The sequence below is a fragment of the Flavobacterium sp. K77 genome, assembly GCF_021608205.1.
GTDB lineage: Bacteria > Bacteroidota > Bacteroidia > Flavobacteriales > Flavobacteriaceae > Flavobacterium > Flavobacterium turcicum.
Map to the genome: position 1 here is coordinate 53,653 of NZ_JAKIHO010000001.1, position 18,052 is coordinate 71,704.

Annotated in this window: 17 protein-coding genes; 11 read left to right on the forward strand and 6 right to left on the reverse strand. The window is 35.5% G+C overall.

Annotated features, from left to right (window positions below):
* Positions 1-107: 107 nt before the first annotated feature.
* Positions 108-1,742 (forward strand): S41 family peptidase, encoded by a 1,635-nt coding sequence (locus L1S34_RS00275; RefSeq protein ID WP_236361458.1) that lies wholly within the window; start codon positions 108-110, stop codon positions 1,740-1,742.
* The gene (locus L1S34_RS00280) at positions 1,742-2,548 is read left to right on the forward strand and encodes an OmpA family protein (RefSeq protein WP_236361461.1); all 807 of its coding nucleotides are present in this window, start codon (positions 1,742-1,744) and stop codon (positions 2,546-2,548) included. The genes L1S34_RS00275 and L1S34_RS00280 overlap by 1 nt, the downstream gene beginning before the upstream one ends.
* On the opposite strand, the gene L1S34_RS00285 is transcribed toward L1S34_RS00280, so the two are convergent.
* The 4 genes from L1S34_RS00285 to L1S34_RS00300 all read right to left on the reverse strand — a co-directional run bounded on the left by L1S34_RS00285 (position 2,549) and on the right by L1S34_RS00300 (position 7,643).
* Positions 2,549-2,995, reverse strand: coding sequence for a GNAT family N-acetyltransferase (locus L1S34_RS00285; RefSeq protein ID WP_236361476.1), 447 nt, complete (start codon positions 2,993-2,995; stop codon positions 2,549-2,551). It lies immediately after the preceding gene.
* 37 nt (positions 2,996-3,032) lie between these two features.
* Positions 3,033-4,016, reverse strand: coding sequence for a DUF4837 family protein (locus L1S34_RS00290; protein WP_236361479.1), 984 nt, complete (start codon positions 4,014-4,016; stop codon positions 3,033-3,035).
* Between the two features lie 48 nt (positions 4,017-4,064).
* Positions 4,065-6,077 carry a LysM peptidoglycan-binding domain-containing protein gene (locus L1S34_RS00295; protein ID WP_236361482.1) on the reverse strand — a complete coding sequence of 671 codons (2,013 nt, stop codon included), beginning with the start codon at positions 6,075-6,077 and terminating at the stop codon, positions 4,065-4,067.
* Positions 6,078-6,455: 378 nt separating this feature from the next.
* A complete protein-coding gene (locus L1S34_RS00300) occupies positions 6,456-7,643 on the reverse strand; it encodes a phosphoglycerate kinase (RefSeq protein WP_236361483.1) in 1,188 nt (395 codons plus the stop codon).
* Positions 7,644-7,927: 284 nt separating this feature from the next.
* Between L1S34_RS00300 and L1S34_RS00305 the strand changes: the two genes are divergently transcribed.
* The 7 genes from L1S34_RS00305 to L1S34_RS00335 all read left to right on the forward strand — a co-directional run bounded on the left by L1S34_RS00305 (position 7,928) and on the right by L1S34_RS00335 (position 13,725).
* On the forward strand, positions 7,928-9,076 hold the full coding sequence (locus L1S34_RS00305; RefSeq protein ID WP_236361487.1) for a DNA polymerase III subunit: 1,149 nt from the start codon (positions 7,928-7,930) through the stop codon (positions 9,074-9,076).
* Positions 9,077-9,080: 4 nt separating this feature from the next.
* Positions 9,081-9,464 (forward strand): DoxX family membrane protein, encoded by a 384-nt coding sequence (locus L1S34_RS00310; protein WP_166132600.1) that lies wholly within the window; start codon positions 9,081-9,083, stop codon positions 9,462-9,464.
* A 53-nt stretch (positions 9,465-9,517) separates the two neighbouring features.
* Entirely contained in the window at positions 9,518-10,027 is a 510-nt protein-coding gene (locus L1S34_RS00315) for an acyl-CoA thioesterase (RefSeq protein WP_166132601.1), read from the forward strand.
* Between the two features lie 180 nt (positions 10,028-10,207).
* Positions 10,208-11,215 (forward strand): recombinase RecA, encoded by a 1,008-nt coding sequence (gene recA / locus L1S34_RS00320; protein ID WP_166133504.1) that lies wholly within the window; start codon positions 10,208-10,210, stop codon positions 11,213-11,215.
* Between the two features lie 126 nt (positions 11,216-11,341).
* Entirely contained in the window at positions 11,342-11,752 is a 411-nt protein-coding gene (locus L1S34_RS00325; RefSeq protein ID WP_236361489.1) for a hypothetical protein, read from the forward strand.
* A 15-nt stretch (positions 11,753-11,767) separates the two neighbouring features.
* On the forward strand, positions 11,768-12,313 hold the full coding sequence (locus L1S34_RS00330) for an RNA polymerase sigma factor (protein ID WP_166132603.1): 546 nt from the start codon (positions 11,768-11,770) through the stop codon (positions 12,311-12,313).
* Complete coding sequence (locus tag L1S34_RS00335; protein WP_236361491.1) at positions 12,310-13,725, forward strand: hypothetical protein; 1,416 nt, start codon at positions 12,310-12,312, stop codon at positions 13,723-13,725. The genes L1S34_RS00330 and L1S34_RS00335 overlap by 4 nt, the downstream gene beginning before the upstream one ends.
* On the opposite strand, the gene L1S34_RS00340 is transcribed toward L1S34_RS00335, so the two are convergent.
* Positions 13,715-14,470 carry a lysophospholipid acyltransferase family protein gene (locus tag L1S34_RS00340; protein ID WP_236361494.1) on the reverse strand — a complete coding sequence of 252 codons (756 nt, stop codon included), beginning with the start codon at positions 14,468-14,470 and terminating at the stop codon, positions 13,715-13,717. The genes L1S34_RS00335 and L1S34_RS00340 overlap by 11 nt on opposite strands.
* A gap of 137 nt (positions 14,471-14,607) precedes the next feature.
* On the opposite strand from L1S34_RS00340, the gene trpS reads away from it, so the two are divergent.
* The gene (gene trpS / locus L1S34_RS00345; RefSeq protein ID WP_236361497.1) at positions 14,608-15,582 is read left to right on the forward strand and encodes a tryptophan--tRNA ligase; all 975 of its coding nucleotides are present in this window, start codon (positions 14,608-14,610) and stop codon (positions 15,580-15,582) included.
* Between the two features lie 72 nt (positions 15,583-15,654).
* Here the strand turns inward: trpS and dprA are convergent, their stop codons facing one another.
* Positions 15,655-16,755, reverse strand: coding sequence for a DNA-processing protein DprA (gene dprA, locus L1S34_RS00350; RefSeq protein WP_236361500.1), 1,101 nt, complete (start codon positions 16,753-16,755; stop codon positions 15,655-15,657).
* 102 nt (positions 16,756-16,857) lie between these two features.
* Here dprA and L1S34_RS00355 point away from each other — a divergent pair, with 102 nt between their 5' ends.
* Positions 16,858-17,814: an SPOR domain-containing protein gene (locus L1S34_RS00355; protein ID WP_166132608.1), complete on the forward strand. Its 957-nt coding sequence runs from the start codon at positions 16,858-16,860 to the stop codon at positions 17,812-17,814.
* Positions 17,815-18,052: the final 238 nt, after the last annotated feature.

Consider the following 18,052-nt stretch of genomic DNA (forward strand, 5'->3'; position numbering starts at 1 on the left):
AAGGTTAACGACATTTGAAAATTCTATCGAATGTTTCAGCTGTCAATAGCCAACTATTAAACGATTTATTGTTATTTTAGTGACTTCTAATTTACTTACACCAACCTATGAACTTTCTTCAAAAAAAATTTATAATTCCAGTTGTTGCTTCCTCTTTTCTGTTTATTGGAAGCAGTTTTAAAGACGACTTTTTTGAAATAGCCAAGCAAATTGAAATTTTCACCACTCTTTTCAAAGAATTGAACAGGAATTATGTTGATGAAACCAATCCGGGAGACTTAATGGACAAAGCGATAAAAGGAATGCTTGCCAACTTAGACCCGTACACAGTTTATTTTAATGAGCAAGATGTCGTTCGATTTAAGATCAATAATACTGGCGAGTACACCGGTATTGGCGCCATGTTAACCCGCAAGGAAGATCAGTTGATTATCAAAGAATCTTATAAAGACTTTCCGGCAGACAAAGCAGGCTTGCGTCCTGGCGATGCTATAATTCAAATTGGAGATGTGCTTTTAGCTGATTTTAAAGATGATGCTTCGCAACTTTTAAAAGGTGCCAAAAATACCAAAATTACCATCAAATACCTACGTCAAGGAAAAACAAATACAACCGAAATTGTTCTTGACGAAGTTGCTATTAAATCAGTACCGTTTTTTGCAAAAATTGACGACAAAACAGGCTATATTGTTCTAGCGCATTTCAACAAAAAAGCTTCGAATGAAACTAAAGAAGCACTTGAACAACTCAAAAAAGAAGGCGCTGAACGCATTATTTTGGATGTGCGCGACAATCCGGGCGGTTTATTAAATGAAGCAGTAAACATCTGTAATCTTTTTGTAGAAAAAAACGAAGTTATCGTAACTACAAAATCGAAAATTGAAAAACATAACACCACTTACAAAACCACTCAAAACCCGGTAGACACTACAATTCCATTGGTAATTTTAGTTAACGGAAGAAGTGCCTCAGCCTCTGAAATTGTTGCTGGAGCCTTGCAAGATTTAGACCGCGCTGTTGTTGTTGGTAGTCGTAGTTTTGGAAAAGGATTGGTGCAAAGACCTGTTGATTTAACCTTTGGCACACAACTAAAAGTGACTATTTCTCGCTATTACACACCTTCTGGCAGATGTATTCAAGCTTTGGATTATTCTAAAAAAGACAAAAATGGCATGGCTATTAAAACCGAAGCCAAGAATTTTAATGCTTTTAAAACCCGAAAAGGACGCACCGTGTATGATGGTGGCGGTATTCAACCCGACGTAGAATTAGACGAAGCCAAATCAAGCCCAATTACCAATGCATTACTTCGAAATGATGGAATTTTTAATTATGCCACCGTGTATTATTATAAAAATCCGAACTTAGGAAAGCAAATCCCTGTGATTACCGATGCGGATTATGCTGACTTTAAGCAGTTTTTAAAAGTCCAAAAATTTAATTTTGACACGGAGACTGAAGTGGCCCTGAAGAATACTTTGGCCGCAGCCAAAAAAGAAAATCTAGACGAATCTATTCAGGCAGAATACCAGCAATTATTGAGTGCTTTGCAAAAATCAGAAAGTGCTTTACTAGACAAACACCAAAAAGAAATTAAGAATTTATTGCTTGACGAAATCATCAAGAGATATCAGTATCAAGAAGGTTTGTATCAATATTACACCAAAAATAACACTGAAATTAAAAGAGGAGTAGCTATATTCAACTCGGCTACCGAATATAAAGCCATTTTAAAAATGTAATGAAACAATTGCTACACTTGCTTATTGTTTTGATTTTTAGTTCCTGCTACTCTCAAAACAGAGCAGTGACTACGGTATATTTTGAATTTGACAAACACAAATTACCCGAAGATCAAATACAAGTGATTGTTGATTTTATGAAAACCGTCGATACTACTAAAATCGAATCTATACAAATATTTGGGTATTGCGATGACCGCGGCGCAAAAGATTACAACTACGACTTATCTAAAAAAAGGGTGATGACAGTGCAAGATATCCTGACTGCCAACGGATTCAATCAAAATAAAATTGTCATTATTGAAGGCAAAGGTCGTGTCATCATTCAAAAAGATGATATTGAAAATTTATCCGAAATACGATCTAAAAATCGTAGAGTCGACTTGTTCTTGGTCAAAAAGAACAGCTATGGCAAAGGAATTTACAATTCGTTTAGAGACAATCAAAAAGTTGGTGACCGCATTTACTTAGAAACAATTTTGTTTCCGCTAGGAAGCAGCAAATTAACAGCCGCTACCAAAAACGAACTTGACAAGATTGTGATCCTATTGCAAAAGAAAAAAACTTTAGAGTTTGAAATAAGAGGTCATGTTTGTTGTACTCCAAGTTATTACGAAGATGCTATTGACAAAGACACAAAAGAACGAAAATTGTCCTTAAACCGTGCCAAAAGCGTATACAAGTATTTGTCCTCAAAAGGAATTAACAGTTTGCGTATGCAGTATGCCGGTTGCGGCAACAGGTATCCTTTAGGGCAAGGAGATGCATTAGACCGACGCGTTGAATTTTTAATATTAAAAATTTAACTATTCACGAATCATTTCAATATGCGGAATATCATCTTCTAAATACATTTCGCTAGTTTGAATAAATCCGTGACTTTCGTAAAATTTCTTCAAGTACAACTGCGCTCCAATTGTGATTTTGGTTTCGTTAAAATGAGCTGCAATGCCAGCAATAGAGTGTTGCATTAATTCATGACCCCATTTTCTGTCTCGGTACTTTGCAGATACAGTAACACGACCAATTGATGCATTATCAAAACTAACACCAGCAGGAAACAATCTAGAATGTGCTACAATTGCACCCTCATAAACTCCTAAAAGATGCAAGGCTACTTTATCTTTCCCGTCAAGGTCTAAATAAACACAGTTTTGCTCTACAACAAATATTTCACTACGCAGTTGCAATAAATCGTATAGTTCATGTACTGTAAGCGCATCAAACGCCTTGATTTCCCATTGAATTGTCATTGTGTTCTATTTATTTTGAAATGCAAATTAAAGCATTTTAACGCTTTCTTTTTACAACCGTGACTGATTTTATAATGGATTCTAATTCGTGCATTAAATCGCGTTTATCTTTGGATGGCGCGTAACAAAAACCTTCTAATACTAAAATTCTGTTGTAAGCACGATCAACAATAGCGTAATTGATGAAAGGTCCTGACATGAAATCATTATTCAATTGCCAAGTTCCTTTAGTCTCGTAGGTTATTTTACCATCTAACTCTATTTTTGCAAAATACGGAGCATATGCCTCTTCAGTAATCATATTGGTATTGGGTTCCTTGCCACTAATGTATAATTTACCAATAGAGTCACGCATTTTGATAATGCTACTACTAGCTTCGGCATTTTTTTTAATACTTCCCAACGGAATTTGGTATAACAAAATACTAGTATTACCACCAATATTTTCCTTTTTTAGCCACATGAAGTTACGTTTTTGCAAAACATAAACATAGCCTGTAGGAATAGCAATGCCGATATGAAATTTATTTTTAATAATTGCTGGATCAATAAGCGCTGATTGATGCTGTTTTTGGGTCTCGGTCAATTCCCCATTTTTAATAATTTGCAGCATTTGAGGAGCGTTACTTTCAAGAGAAGTAATAATATCGGCTGCGGTTTTACCAGTTATGTGGAAAACATTTTGAGGAGAGGCGTATTGATTTTTTTTGATTTCGAAAGTATTCTTGTCTGCTTTTTTAACAACAATAATAGCTCTAGTTGCGGTCATAAAACCTTCAAGTAACTTAACAGGGTACTGATTGATATTAAACAAGGGTTCCTCTTGAGGTAGTCCAATTACTGGAGAGGCAAACTTGTTTCTAATACTATCTCCAATTTCACCATTCCAAAGTTGATCATCGATAATAACCGAAATTGTATTTATTTTTCCTGAAGATTGACGGTTGCGTTCGCTGCTTTCTTTTTTACAAGAAAACAACAACAAAGACACAAACAACATTAGAAAATAGGTTTTACGCATCACGATTTGATTATAAAATAAAACCCAAATTTATTGAAGTTAATCGGTTTATCCGTTAATTTTTAGCTTCATTCCAGGTTTGAGTTGTTCACCGCTAATACCGTTCCATTTTTTCAAATCAGAGGTAGTAACTCCCGGATATTTTTTTGCAATACTGAATAAAGAATCCCCTTTTTTCACGTAATAATCAGAGCTTGAACTTTTGCTCTTCATCGCTGAAGCTTTGGTTTTAAAAGAATTTACTGAGGCCTTATCGGTTACAATTGCAATTTCATCTTTGGCAACAATTAAGCTTTTACCAATTGTTATCGTGTTATCATTTAACTTATTCCATTGTTTGATATCACTTAAAGACGTTCCAAATTTAGAAGCAATTGCGCTTAAGTTATCGCCTTTTTGCACTACATATTCAACATCTCTGCGCTCCTGAGCATTTGCTAGATCTTGTTTTGTATCTACTTCTAATTTAGCAATTTGTATGGTAGCTCCTATTTGAACAGCATCAGTAGTAAGGCCATTCCAACTTTGAATATCAGCTACAGAAACATTGTGCTTTTTGGCAATATTACCCAAGTTATCGCCTTTTTGTACTACATAAATTGCCTCTGATGATGTGGTAGCTTCTTTATCATCCTTGACGATTTTTGAACTTGTACTAACTGCAACCACAGGATTTGTTTCTCGAATTGACTTTGTTATAATCTTATCTTGTTTACCTGTAGGAGGTTCAATTCTCAAGCTTTTTCCGTAAGCCAGTGAATTGCTCCTTAAATTATTCCATTGTTTAATCTCAGCTACAGTAACATCATATTTAGCCGCAACATTTGACAAATTATCACCGCGTTGTACTCTATAAAAAGATGATTTAGGACCAGGATCATTAGCTTTAGTACCGATGCTATCTTTTACTACAACAGCTCTAGACATTTGAAATGGTTTTTCACGCTGATCCATTTCGTGTTGTGCATAAGCATACATTTTGTCCTCGTTAGAAGCAAAAACAGCAATTTTGTCTTGTGGCAAACGCAAAAAATGTTCTTGATCGTGGTAATACGGAACTACATTTAATTTATACGAAGGATTTAAAAGTTGTAATTGTGCTACGGGAACATCTAATAAATCAGATATTTGTTTGAAAGTTAGCTGTTGCTTGATGCGAATAGTATCGGTAGCAAAGTGTTTGATAAAAGCTTTTTCAGGAACAATTCCGTGCTCTTTATGGTACTCGTAGATGTACATTGTAGCTAAAAATGCAGGAACATACCCTTGAGTTTCTTTGGGTAAATTTTTACGAATGTTCCAATAATTTTGTTGCCCTCCAGAACGACGAATTGCTTTCGAAACATTGCCTGGCCCTGAATTGTAAGAGGCAAGAACCAAATCCCAATCGCCAAAAATCTTAAACATATTGGTCATATAATTCGCGGCTGCTTCGCTTGCTTTTAGTGGATCACTGCGCTCGTCAACATACGAGTCAATTTTTAATCCGTATTGTTTTCCTGTTTGATACATAAATTGCCACAAACCAGTAGCTCCCATTCTAGAGACCGCTTTAGGGTTTAGTGCCGACTCTACTACGGCTAAATATTTAATTTCTAACGGTACATTTTTTCTAGCCAATGCTTCTTCAAAAAGCGGAAAATAGTATTCCGATACGGCCATCAAACGCTCAAAAGATCTTTTTCTATTTTTTAAAAAGGATTTAATAATATTTTCTAAACCTATGTTGTACTCAATATTAAACGGAGACTTGGCATCCATTGCGGCCAAACGTTTTTTAAGCAAATCGGTTGGAAGTTCAAAATCAATTTTTTGATCAAAATTCCCATTCTGAATATCATCAGAAATTGTATTGTACAGATCTAAACTAGTTAACTCTTTAATCCACAAACTGTCTACACTTGCAGCCAATCGATGTTTGACAAATGTTTTTTTAATAGAATCCAGGTATGAAATCTTCGGTTCTAGTTTTATATTAGCTTGTAATTCCTGATTGTTTTGTGCAAACATTTGCGCTGAAATAAACAGTACAATTGCGGCAATGGTATTTTTTACATTCATATTTTTACGATCAAAGACCTATATTTCAAATGATTATAAATTTGCTTTTCACAAACTTAAGAGGTTTAAACTAAAAATTTCACTAAATATTGTTAAAAATGCAATCTTTGCTCCTTTTAGAAAGAATTTTAGTCACTTTAAGAACTGTTTACAGGTTAAAAAAATGAAATTACTAAAAATATCTCTTCAAAAAGTAAGTAAATAACTAAGTACGATAGTGCAATTTGCAATACAAATTCCGTTTTTCATCTATTTTTCATCTGATAAATAACCTCTTAACGTGCAAAAACCTTAGTTACAGTAAAGTACTAAGGTTTTTACAAGACTAGTATATTTATAAAAAAAGCAACAAAGCTTGATTATTTATTTAATCGAAATCTATTTTAAAATTGCTTCAATACCGGGTAAACTTTGGCCTTCAAGCATTTCAAGCATTGCTCCTCCACCGGTTGATACGTAGCTCATTCGGTCTTCTAAACCAAATTGTTTTACTGCGGCAACAGAGTCACCACCACCAACAAGCGAGAAGGCACCATTAGAAGTTGCTTCAGCAATAAAATTACCTAAAGCAATGGTCCCATTTGCAAAATTTTCCATTTCAAAAACGCCCAATGGACCGTTCCATAAAATAGTTTTCGAAGCTAGAATTACTTCTTTAAAGTTTGCTAATGATTTTGGTCCTGCATCTAAACCTTGCCATCCATCAGGAATTTCATTTACATCAACCACCTTTGTGTTAGCTGTATTCGAAAAATCATCTGCTGCAATTACATCAACTGGAATGTGAATTTGAACGCCTTTTTCTTTAGCTAATCGTAAAATTTCAAGAGCTAATTCTTGTTTATCATCTTCGCAAATAGAATCTCCTACCTTTCCGCCTAGCGCTTTAACAAAAGTAAAAGTCATACCACCGCCAATAATCATGTGATCTACTTTATCTAAAATGTTTTCAATAACCGTAATTTTCGATGACACTTTTGATCCACCAAGAACTGCTGTTACTGGTTTTTCACTATTTTTTAAAACTTTGTTTAAGCTTTCTATTTCTTTGGCTAATAACAAACCGAAACATTTGCTTTCTGGGAAAAACTGAGCAATAATAGTAGTCGATGCGTGCGCTCTGTGCGCAGTACCAAAGGCATCGTTTACATACACGTCTCCTAATGAGGCAAGCTCTTTTGCAAAAGCAACATCACCCGCTTCTTCTTCAGTATGAAAACGCAAATTTTCTAGCAATAACACTTCACCTGCTTTCAATTGAGACGCCGCTGTTGTAGCTGTTTCACCAACACAATTAGCTGCAAATTGAACTGGTACGCCAAGAACCTCAGCAGTAGTTTTTAAAATGTGTTTTAAAGAATATTTTTCTTCTACACCTTTTGGTCTTCCTAAATGCGACATCAAAATGACACTACCGCCTTGCGCCAAGATAGCTTGTATGGTTGGTTTAGCAGCTTCGATACGTGTAGCATCAGTAACATTGAAGTTTTCGTCCAAAGGCACATTAAAATCTACTCTAATTAAAGCTTTTTTATTTTTGAAATCGAAATCATTTAGTGTTTTCATCAGTGTGTATTTTTAGATTAATTATACGTCCAAGAGCAACAAATATAGAACTTTTAAATTAGTAATAAATTCCAAAAAAGATTGAAAACTAAATTAACAGCAACGAAATCGATGTAAATCAATAAATAATGTTGTTTTTTGTCGAATAACTTGCATTATAGCAATAGTAACAAACACCAAAATACTTTTATCAAGTTGATTTTAACTGTTAGACTAGCGGGTTGACATTGCAAAGTTTGATATTTAAACTTTTAGACTAAACCATTTTCTGCTATCTTTGCTACATGCAATTTTCAGAAATTTTAGGGCAAGAACACATTAAAAATCACTTGACACGAAGTGCTAATTTAGGTCGTATTCCACATGCACAGTTGTTCGTAGGTCCTGAGGGAAGTGGCACACTTGCCATGGCAATTGCTTATGCACAATACATTATTTGCAACAATCAAAATGGCGAAAATACTGGCGAAAATACTGCCTGCAATTTAAAATTCGAAAAAACTTCGCATCCAGATTTGCATTTTATTTACCCAACGGTAAGCACCGAAGATGTAAAAACCAAACCTAAAAGTATTGATTTTATAGCCGAATGGCGCCAATTTTTAGAGCATAATCCGTACGGAAGTTTGTTTGATTGGTATCAAATGCTAGGCGTAAAAAACAAGCAAGGTGAAATTCGAGTTGATGATGCGCAGGAAATCTTAAAATCATTAGCACTTAAATCCTTTGAGGGTGGTTATAAGATTATGATCATTTGGATGGCCGATAAAATTAATACGGCTGCCTCTAACAAATTGCTAAAATTACTAGAAGAACCAACGGATAAAACGGTTTTTATTTTAATCTCTGAAAACGAGGAAGATATTTTACAAACTATTCGTTCGCGCTGTCAAGTATTGCATTTTAATGGTTTACCCGAAACCGTAATTGCAGATGCTTTAGTAAAAACCCAAAACATTGCAGCAAATGAAGCCTTACGTATTGCACATCAAGCACAAGGCAACTACAATAAAGCATTGCAATTATTGCAACCCGATAGCGAAACTGTTTATTTTGAAAAATGGTTTGTTGACTGGGTTCGTGCAGCATTTAGAGCCAAAGGAAATGCAGCAGCCATTCAAGATTTAATTCAATGGAGCGAACTGGTGGCCGCTTTGGGTCGTGAAACACAAAAGAAGTTTTTACAGTTTTGCATCGAAATGTTCCGACAAGCGCTACTGCTCAATTACGAGACCAAAAACTTAGTTTACATTGAACCAAAAGTCGAAAAATTCAAGCTCGAAAATTTTGCACCCTTCGTGAACGGAAATAACATTCAAGCCATTTTCACTGAGCTATCTAATGCAATGTATCATATCGAGCGCAACGGAAACGCAAAAATCATATTGACTGATTTATCTATCAAACTTACCCGTTTAATCCACAAAAAATAAACACATGAACAACATTACCTCTATTTTAATTTTGATTTTTTTGGCCATTACTTTTTTACAATCAGGCTACGACAAACTATTTTATTGGAAAGATAATGTAGAATGGTTAAAAGGCCATTTTGCTAATACTCCGCTTAAAAATCAAGTGCCACTTGCATTAGGAAACATTCTAGTTTTAGAACTAATATCAGGAGTACTTAGCGTAGTAGGTTGCGTTGAATTATTCATCAACAATGGTAGGGTTTTTGGTTTTTACGGAGCTGTTTTTTCGTGTATCACATTACTGATGCTGTTGTTTGGTCAACGTTTAGCCAAAGATTATGATGGTGCCAGAACAATTGTCATTTATTTTATTCCCGCAATTTTAGCCGTGTATTGGTTAAACTAATTCAAAGTACATACACTTTACACAACTATAACCTTTTTAGTTTTACAAAAATTATGAATGCAAAATATCCTTCTGAATCTTTAACCACACTTACTGATTTAGTTTTACCAAGCGAAACCAATCCGCTAAACAACTTATTTGGTGGCGAATTGCTAGCCCGTATGGACCGTGCCGCAAGTATCGCTGCACGCAGACATTCGCGCCGCATTGTAGTTACAGCATCAGTAAACCACGTGGCTTTTAACAGAGCAATTCCGCTAGGAAGTGTAGTTACGGTCGAAGCCAAAGTGTCGCGTTCGTTCAAAAGTTCAATGGAAATTTACATTGACATTTGGGTAGAAGACCGCGAATCTGGTAATAAAACCAAAGCTAACGAAGCTATTTACACTTTCGTAGCCGTAGATGATACCGGAAGACCTGTTGAAGTACCTCAAATTATACCAGAAACCGATCTAGAAAAACAACGATTTGAAGCTGCTTTGCGCAGAAAACAATTGAGTTTGGTATTGGCTGGAAAAATGAAACCCGAAGAAGCTACAGAGTTGCGAGCATTATTTGTATAAAAAAATAATATTGCAGAGGTAAATTGTTACCAACAGAAAAATTTTCAATTGAAAAAAAAAGTATTTTTACGAAAACAAATCTTAAAAATCAAAATCAACTACTGAATTGCAATTCACAACAATTCAAATGGTTACAGCGATAAAAAAAGCAATTAAATGAAAGAAAAGGCAAAAGAGAAGATGAGCACAGAAAAAGAATCAAAATTAAAAGCACTACAGCTTACGCTAGACAAACTAGACAAAACTTACGGCAAAGGAACCGTAATGAAAATGGGCGACAAAGCCATTGAAGAGGTAGAAGTAATTTCTTCAGGATCTTTGGGAGTAGATTTAGCTCTTGGAGTAGGCGGTTATCCAAAAGGACGTATCATCGAAATTTACGGACCAGAATCATCTGGTAAAACCACTCTGACTTTGCACGCTATTGCTGAAGCTCAAAAAGCAGGCGGAATTGCAGCATTTATTGATGCAGAACACGCTTTTGATAGAAATTATGCTGAGAAGTTAGGCGTAGATATCGAAAACTTGATCATATCGCAACCTGATAACGGAGAACAAGCACTTGAAATTGCTGAAAACTTAATTCGTTCAGGAGCGATTGATATTGTTGTAATTGACTCAGTTGCTGCGCTTACGCCAAAAAGTGAAATTGAAGGCGAAATGGGCGACTCTAAAATGGGCTTACATGCTCGTTTAATGTCACAAGCATTGCGTAAATTGACAGGAACTATCAGTAAAACAAATTGTACCGTATTTTTTATCAACCAATTAAGAGAAAAAATTGGTGTAATGTTCGGAAATCCAGAAACAACAACGGGTGGTAACGCCTTAAAGTTTTATGCATCTGTACGCTTGGATATTCGTCGTTCTACTCAAATTAAAGATGGTGAAAATGTAATTGGTAACAGAACCAAAGTAAAAATCGTTAAAAACAAGGTTGCACCACCTTTCAAAGTTGCTGAATTTGATATCATGTACGGCGAAGGAGTTTCGAAAACTGGTGAAATTTTAGATTTAGCAGTTGAATTTGAAATTGTGAAAAAATCAGGTTCATGGTTTAGCTACGGCGAAACAAAATTAGGACAGGGTCGTGATGCGGTTAAATCATTAATCAAGGACAATCCAGAATTAGCTGATGAATTAGAAGAAAAAATAAAAGCTAAAATTAAAGAATTAGCTGAAGCATAAAACTTAAAACCCGATCTATTCGGGTTTTTTTTAGCCCAAACGCAACCTTTCAAAAGTCTATACATCTATAAATTAGCCGCCAAGTAAAACAGTAAGCGGAAAATATTTATCTTTAAAACAAACATGATGAAAAAGCTAATTGCACTTACTTTACTATTAGTCAGTATGGCATCTTGTAGTACTGATAACGACTCCAATAATTACACTTACGATGTATTACCAATAGCGAGTTATACCGTTCCTGCTGAATTTAAATTGGGTGAAACGTATACTATAACTTTAAAATACCAAAAACCAACATCGTGTCATTATTATCAGGGAATCTATTATGACAAAAACTTAAATGTGCGCACCATTGGTGTTCAAACCGTGGTAGATAACGATCAAGTTTGTAATGCAGCACTTCCGCCAGAATCTGAAACTTCTTTTCAATTTTTTGTAACCAATACGGGGTCTTACATTTTTAAATTCTATAAAGGCGAAGATGCTGCAGGAAATAATATCTTTGAGGAGGTAGAAATTCCTGTTACCAACTAATCATTCTACAGCAAAGTGAGCATTGATCAATTAATTTCTGATTGTAAAAAAAACTGCCCTAAAGCACAAGAGCAAGTATACCAACTGTTTTCTAAAAAACTGTTTGGGGTATGCTTGCTCTATTCTAGTAGTTACGTTGATGCTCAAGACAATTTACAAGATGGATTTTTGATCATTTTCAATAAAATACATCAATTTAGCGGAAGTGGTTCGTTCGAAGGATGGGCCAAACGTATAATGATCAATACGGCTTTGCAAAAATTCAGAAACGTACGATTCATGGAGCGCGTAGATGAAACCATTGCAATAGCAGATGAAGTCGAAATTGAAGACGAAAACATTCCGCTAGATTACCTACTGCAAATGATTCAAGAGCTACCAGACCAATACCGACTCGTCTTTAGCTTGTATGTATTAGATGATTATTCGCATAAAGAAATAGCCGAAATGCTCAAAATAAGTACCGGCACTACAAAATCAAACTTAGCCAGAGCAAGAACGATTTTGAAAGAAAAAATAGAGCTTTACTACAAAATAAACCCCTTGCCTACTGCCAAATGAGTGATAACAAAAATATAGATCGTTTATTCAAGGAACAATTCAAAGATTTTGAAGCGACTCCTGCTGCAGGCACTTGGGACCAAATTGCAGCACAATTACAGCACAAAAAGAAACGAAGAGTAGTTCCATTTTGGCTAAAATCATCAGGTATAGCAGCCGCTTTAGTATTGGGTTGTTTTTTTCTGTTTGACCAAAATTTAACCCTTGAATTACAGGAAAATAAAGTAGCTACAGGAAAAAAAACAAACCCAAAAGACGAGCCAATACTTAAAAGCAAAACCAGTATTTCAACAAAACCAAATAGTGAGGTTGTGTCGGCTCCGCCTACAAGTGTTTCTAATCCAACGATTACCACCAATCCATCTGTAAAAGTAAATCCTAAAAATAATATTGTTACAACCAATACAAGCAGCTATAATATTAAAAATCAAATTTTTACAAAAAATAGTATAGTACAAAATGACATTCAGGAAACCGAAAAAAACACGGATAAGTTGAGTAATAATTTAAATAGCTACAAAAGAAACTTGGATAATGAAAGCAACATTGATCCAAGCAACTCATTTATCAACAAAAGCAATGTCAATCCTGCAGTAGCAACAACGGATTCAGACGCAAAAGAGGAACAAAAAACTAACCCTAACGCACTAGAAATTCTTTTGCAACAAAAAGACGGAGTCCAATCAGTGGTGACTACTGAAAAAAGTCAACAAAAATGGCAAATTAAACCTACTGTAGCTCCAATATTTTTAAATACTAACGCTGGAGGTTCAGCAATTGACCCTCAGTTTGCCAATAATCCAAAATCAGCCGAGCAAAATCTTAGTTACGGCGTAGGAGTTCAATATGCATTAAACAAGAAAGTAAAAATACGCAGCGGTTTAAACAAATTGGCATTAGATTATAATACCAAAAACATTGTTTATTCTACTGGTTTAATGAGTAAAAATCTACCAAACATCACTTATACAACAAACCAACTTATCGTAATTAAGAGTGAAAACACGTTGGTAACTTTAATTTCATTGGAAACAGACTTACAAGAAACTACTGCTGGACAAATCAACCAACAAATGGGTTACATTGAGTTGCCTATGGAACTATCGTATGCACTGATTGATAAAAAATGGGGAATTAACCTTATCGGTGGTATTAGTACCTTGTTTTTAAGTCAAAATAAAATTTCAATCTTGAGTGAACAAGGCAGGATTCCGTTGGGTGAGGCTAATAATTTAAATTCGGTACACTTTAGCTCCAATGTGGGTGTTGGTTTTTCGTATCAAATAAAGCCTTCCTTGCGCTTTAACTTGGAACCGATGATGAAGTACCAATTCAATACTTTTTCTCAAAACAACAGCAGTTTTAAGCCTGCATTCATAGGTTTATATTCAGGCGTGAGTTTTAGTTTTTAATTTTACTGGCTTCAAACTTTAATAATTGTTGGTAAATAAGATTCCACAATTGCTCCTTTAGCTCTTTTCTATCTGCCTCTACTTTGTTTTTGGTTTCCACATGATGGTGCAACTTCACACGCATTAAACCTGGGCTTCCACTCAAAAAAGTATAAGAGAAACGCTCTTTATTATCAGCAAAAGTCATTGGAACAATTGGTATTTGGTGTTCTACAGCCAAACGAAAAGCGCCGTCTTTAAAACTATCTAAAACAATCGATTCATCATCCGGAACACCGCCCTCAGGGAAAATACAAATACTCAGTCCTTGTTTAATCCTTTTTTGAGCACGATCAAACACTTCCATTCGGCTTTTGGTAGAGCCACGATCTACTAAAATACAAGTTCTTTTGTAAAAAAATCCAAACAATGGAATCTTCGATAATTCCTTTTTACCTACAAAAACGAAAGGGTTTTTGGTTATGGCTAGCATCAACATAATATCGGTCATGGAGGTGTGGTTGGCCACAATCATGTAGCTCTTTCCTATTTCCATTTCTTGATCACGCTCTACGGTATAGCGAAACCCCATTCCAAAAAGAATACATTTGGCCCAAATCCTGGCCATTTTAAAGAAATAAGGGTAACTGCTTTCCCTCAAAATAGAGGCTACCAAAAAAGGAAACATCACCAATATAGGAATGGCCATCAAAATATAAAACCAAACGCGCCACAATACCCAAAAAATAATTTTAAATGCTCTCATGCTTTCAAAATTAAGAAATCGTGAGCAAATAAAAATAAAAGAATTTGTTTTGGAAAACTACTTATTAGAAAAACTTTACAATCGTTGCCAACATTGCGAAAATCTTTGCGAACTTTGCGGGAAAAGTTAAAATCATAATGGCAAAAATACTTACTGGGGTTCAAAGTACAGGGACTCCGCATTTAGGCAACCTACTTGGTGCAATTATACCTGCAATAGCATTATCAAATCAACCTGAAAATGAATCCTTTTTGTTCATTGCCGATTTACACTCGGTAACTCAAATTAAAAATGGAGAAACCTTACGCACCAATACCTACAGTACCGCTGCTGCTTGGTTAGCTTGTGGATTGGATATTAATAAAGTGGTTTTTTACAGACAATCAGATGTGCCACAAACAGCAGAATTGTCTTGGTATTTGAGCTGTTTTTTCCCGTTCCAGCGTTTGACTTTGGCACACTCATTCAAAGACAAATCAGATCGTTTGGATGATGTAAATGCAGGACTGTTCTCCTACCCTATGCTTATGGCTGCTGATATCTTATTGTACGATGCTGAATTTGTACCTGTAGGAAAGGATCAATTGCAACACCTTGAAATCACTCGCGATGTAGCCTCAAGATTCAATCATCAAATGGGCGAAACCTTTGTACTTCCTGAAGCTAAAATTCAAGAAGATAGCATGTTGATTCCTGGGACCAATGGCGGAAAAATGAGTAAATCAGCTAACAATATAATTAATATTTTTCTAGACGATAAAGCGTTACGCAAACAAGTCATGAGTATTGAAACGGATAGCACACCACTCGAAGATCCTAAAAATCCAGATACTTGTAATGCTTTTGCTATTTATGCTTTATTGGCAACTGAAGAACAATTAGCTGAAATGCGAGCCAATTATATAGGCGGAAATTACGGTTATGGTCATGCCAAACAAGCTTTGTTTGAATTGATTTGCGAAACCTTTAAAACAGAAAGAGAAAAATACAACTACTACATGAATAACCTCTCTGAAGTAGATGCCCTTTTAAAAATTGGTGCTCAAAAAGCTTCGGCTGTGGCCAATGTGGTACTAGCCAAAGTACGCGAAAAACTAGGATTCGAAATATAATTAACTTTCTAAAATAACCGCAGATTCATAGAATATAGTAAAATTTAATCTTCGAATCTGCGGTTTTTCTACTTATATTGCTTCAAATAATTTGCCTGGCAAAGGCCGTATTACGCCTTTTAATTCCATATTCAGCAACATTCCTGATATTTTGTAAATAGGCAAATCGCATTGCAAAGCAATAATATCCATAAGCTCTTTGCCTTTTTTTAACAGATAATCGTATACTTTTTGCTCTTCGGGATCAAGTTCTACAAACAATTGTTTCTGCACGGGTTTTACTTCTTTTTGAATATCCCAATTTAAAATATAAACCAAATCGGCTGCGCTAGTAAGCACATTTGCTTTTTGTGTTTTAATCAAATTGTTGCATCCTTGACTGTACTTATCAGTAACACGTCCGGGAACTGCAAAAACATCCCTATTGTAATCATTAGCCATATTGGCTGTAATGAGCGATCCGCCACGTTCAGCCGATTCAATTACAATTGTAGCTTCGCACATACCCGCAACAATGCGGTTTCTGCGAACAAAATTCTCTTTATCAGGATTAGAAGAACTCCAAAACTCAGTCAGAAAACCACCATTTTGTTCCACTTTGGACACATACTTTTTATGCGTTTTCGGGTAAATCTGATTTAAACCATGAGCTACCACACCAATAGTTTGCAAGTTATAATCCATAGCAAGTTGATGAGCTACAATATCAACTCCATAAGCAAAACCACTCACAATCACCGGATCAAGTGGTGCTAAATCAGCTATCAATTGCCTGCAAAACTCAGTTCCATAAGCAGTGATTTGGCGGGTACCCACAATGCTTATGATGCGTCGGTTATTTAAATTTATGTTCCCGGAACTGAACAAAAGTAGCGGTCCATCTACGCATTGCTTCAAACGCTCTGGATAGTTTGCGTCCTGAAAAAAAGCTGTGTTGATATTGTTTTCTTTTATAAAATCCAATTCTTTTTGTGCTTTCGCAAAAACCGATTTATCTCTTAAATTTTTTAAAAGCATAGCTCCTACTCCATCAATCGCAGCAAGCTGTGTTGATTTACTGGTAAAAATAGCTTCGGCAGATCCTAAATGAGTCAATAATTTTTTGGCCATAATATCGCCAACTCCTTCTACGCGCTGCAGTGCCAGCAAATAAAATAAATCCTGTTCGTTCATGCTAAAAGTTTGAGGCTGAAATGTATAAATTTTTGTCGGAATTGTTAATAAAAATTGTGAATAAAATTTTGATAACTATTTTCGTTGTATAACTTTGTAAGTATGAAAATCGAACTATACATCGCGCAGTTACTCTACCGTTATCAATGTGTTACCGTTCCTGGTTTCGGAGCTTTCTTGACCGAAATCCAGTCGGCTAGGCGAAATGAAGCTACGAATTCATTCTCTCCGCCTAGAAAGAGAATTGCTTTTAACACCAATTTAAAAAACAACGACGGTTTATTAGCTAACCACATTGCATTGGCCGAAAAAACCTCTTACGAATATGCCGTAAGCGCCATTCAATACGAAGTTTTTGCATGGAAAAAAGCTTTGGAAGAAAAACAAATTTTGGTGCTTAAAAACATCGGTGATTTACGTTTGAACGCTGAAAACAATTTAGTTTTTACGCCAAGCGAAACAACAAACTATTTAACTAGTTCTTTCGGACTAAGTACGTTTACAAGTTCTCCAGTAGTTCAAGAAGTGACTGAGGTTACGAATGAAACTATCGAAGTTCAAAACGAAACTCCAGTTTATACTCTAGAAACCGAAGCTGTTCGTTCTATTAATCCGTATTTGAAATATGCTGCAGTTGTAGCAATAGCACTAGGTTTAGCTGGTACTGTAGGTTACCCGATGTATCAAAATCAAATCAATTCAGAAAGACTTTTGGTGGAAACAGCGGTGCAAAAACAGGTGCAAAATAAAATACAAGAAGCTACTTTTTTTATCAAAAACCCAATTCCTGCCGTAACACTAACTGTAAAAGCTACTCCTGAAGCAAAAATGCCTTACCATATCATGGCGGGTGTATATCGTGAAGAGTTTAACGCTAACAAAACCTTGCGAGCTTTAACTCAATTGGGTTACAATGCGAAGCGTATCGCTCCAAACAAAAACGGTTATTTTCCTGTTCTTTACGGTAGCTATGCCACTTTTGCCGAAGCTGAAAAAGCAAAAAAAGAAATCAACGAAAAACACAATCCCGATGCTTGGATCTTAATTCAGTCCTTGTAAATAGCTTTTGAAAATAAAATACAATCCTCTCATAACGCAAGTTGTTTGAGGATTTTTTTATGAGCTTAATCCAGCTATTCGCTACAATCTTGAGCGCTAAAAAGCCGCGCACAAGGATTTTCACTGCTATCTGGGCTATGTAATTTATATTCCTAACACAAACTGTGTTTTTAATCAGTTTGCGGTTTAAATTGTATTTGTATGGCGCTTTTGTAGTAGTTTTTAAAAACATATCTGA

Bases quoted from the DNA above. Each gene is read 5' to 3' on its own strand.
- L1S34_RS00275 (WP_236361458.1), top strand. From the start codon at position 108: ATGAACTTTCTTCAAAAAAAATTTATAATTCCAGTTGTTGCTTCCTCT.
- L1S34_RS00280 (WP_236361461.1), top strand. From the start codon at position 1,742: ATGAAACAATTGCTACACTTGCTTATTGTTTTGATTTTTAGTTCCTGC.
- L1S34_RS00285 (WP_236361476.1), bottom strand. From the start codon at position 2,995: ATGACAATTCAATGGGAAATCAAGGCGTTTGATGCGCTTACAGTACAT.
- L1S34_RS00290 (WP_236361479.1), bottom strand. From the start codon at position 4,016: ATGCGTAAAACCTATTTTCTAATGTTGTTTGTGTCTTTGTTGTTGTTT.
- L1S34_RS00295 (WP_236361482.1), bottom strand. From the start codon at position 6,077: ATGAATGTAAAAAATACCATTGCCGCAATTGTACTGTTTATTTCAGCG.
- L1S34_RS00300 (WP_236361483.1), bottom strand. From the start codon at position 7,643: ATGAAAACACTAAATGATTTCGATTTCAAAAATAAAAAAGCTTTAATT.
- L1S34_RS00305 (WP_236361487.1), top strand. From the start codon at position 7,928: ATGCAATTTTCAGAAATTTTAGGGCAAGAACACATTAAAAATCACTTG.
- L1S34_RS00310 (WP_166132600.1), top strand. From the start codon at position 9,081: ATGAACAACATTACCTCTATTTTAATTTTGATTTTTTTGGCCATTACT.
- L1S34_RS00315 (WP_166132601.1), top strand. From the start codon at position 9,518: ATGAATGCAAAATATCCTTCTGAATCTTTAACCACACTTACTGATTTA.
- recA (WP_166133504.1), top strand. From the start codon at position 10,208: ATGAGCACAGAAAAAGAATCAAAATTAAAAGCACTACAGCTTACGCTA.
- L1S34_RS00325 (WP_236361489.1), top strand. From the start codon at position 11,342: ATGAAAAAGCTAATTGCACTTACTTTACTATTAGTCAGTATGGCATCT.
- L1S34_RS00335 (WP_236361491.1), top strand. From the start codon at position 12,310: ATGAGTGATAACAAAAATATAGATCGTTTATTCAAGGAACAATTCAAA.
- L1S34_RS00340 (WP_236361494.1), bottom strand. From the start codon at position 14,470: ATGAGAGCATTTAAAATTATTTTTTGGGTATTGTGGCGCGTTTGGTTT.
- trpS (WP_236361497.1), top strand. From the start codon at position 14,608: ATGGCAAAAATACTTACTGGGGTTCAAAGTACAGGGACTCCGCATTTA.
- dprA (WP_236361500.1), bottom strand. From the start codon at position 16,755: ATGAACGAACAGGATTTATTTTATTTGCTGGCACTGCAGCGCGTAGAA.
- L1S34_RS00355 (WP_166132608.1), top strand. From the start codon at position 16,858: ATGAAAATCGAACTATACATCGCGCAGTTACTCTACCGTTATCAATGT.